At 50.9% G+C, this 1,036-nt stretch carries 1 protein-coding gene; it reads left to right on the forward strand.

Features of this window, described 5'->3' with window-relative positions:
- The first annotated feature begins 525 nt into the window (after positions 1-525).
- Positions 526-876: a DUF805 domain-containing protein gene (locus CO251_RS11195; protein ID WP_103375910.1), complete on the forward strand. Its 351-nt coding sequence runs from the start codon at positions 526-528 to the stop codon at positions 874-876.
- Positions 877-1,036 lie beyond the last annotated feature (160 nt).

A 1,036-nucleotide genomic window follows, 5' to 3' on the forward strand; every position in this document is an offset into this window, starting at 1 on the left:
ATCCTCGTCGACCTATTCGGCACCATTCGAACCACACGGCAAGGACCATGCTCCCATTCTGCCTATCTTTCAGCAAAAGTGCGGGAGAGCCATTTTTATTTGACCATATACAGGCATCCGTTAAGAGGACGTTGAGGGGACTCTGGCGCGCAATGGCATAGGCCACCGCCAGCGTGATCGGCAAGACCGTCCCGGCTAGGAAGAGGCACCAGCGCCGCGCCGATCGTCCCCAGAACGAGCAATAAGATCAGCAAGAATGTCAGGCATCTAGCATGATGGTGACTATGTTGGTGTCTAGTTCTCATGCAAGGTGGAAATCCAATATGCGCAGTGAATGAGTACAAAGAGGTAAGCAATAAACCCACGGCAGCCCACTCACAAGAACGATTAGCGACCGCCTCTACGCGGCGGATGTATATCCCCGTTCAAGATTTGATTGAAATTTTTTGTTCCAGACATCCATGCATTTTCAGAACTATCGCGTATGATTAATATGATTCTAAATCCTCTAGAGGAGACTATTCTATGTCATGGTATTCTCGGGTCTGGCAACATTATTTCGATTTTGCAGGCCGCGCCTCGCGCCGCGAATTCTGGATGTTCACCTTGTATAATATGCTCGTCATTTTCGCCCTATCCGTAATCACGGCATTGGTGCATCCCTTAGCATTCATGACGTGGCTCTATGGCTTGGCCGTCTTTATGCCAAGTTTAGCCTTACAATTCCGCCGGTTACACGACGTTGGCCGATCCGGGTGGTGGCTTCTAATCAGTGCCGTTCCCCTCATCGGCGCGATTGTTCTCTTGGTCTTTTTCGTGTTGCCCAGCGAGCCTATGAGTAACAATTATGGGTCCGTTCCACCTCTTTCGGCGTAAGCCAGCACCCTCACCGCGCAAAAACCCCAAGCGGTATTCTATGCGGCTCTATACAACTTTGGAACCGTAAAAAACCCCCCGTCTATTTCAGACGAGGGGTGAAAAAAATTGTCGGCACGACTGGGCCTCCCAGATCCCTGCGGATCCAGTACCACCAGCG

This window comes from Sulfobacillus sp. hq2 (assembly GCF_002903155.1).
GTDB lineage: Bacteria > Bacillota > Sulfobacillia > Sulfobacillales > Sulfobacillaceae > Sulfobacillus > Sulfobacillus thermotolerans.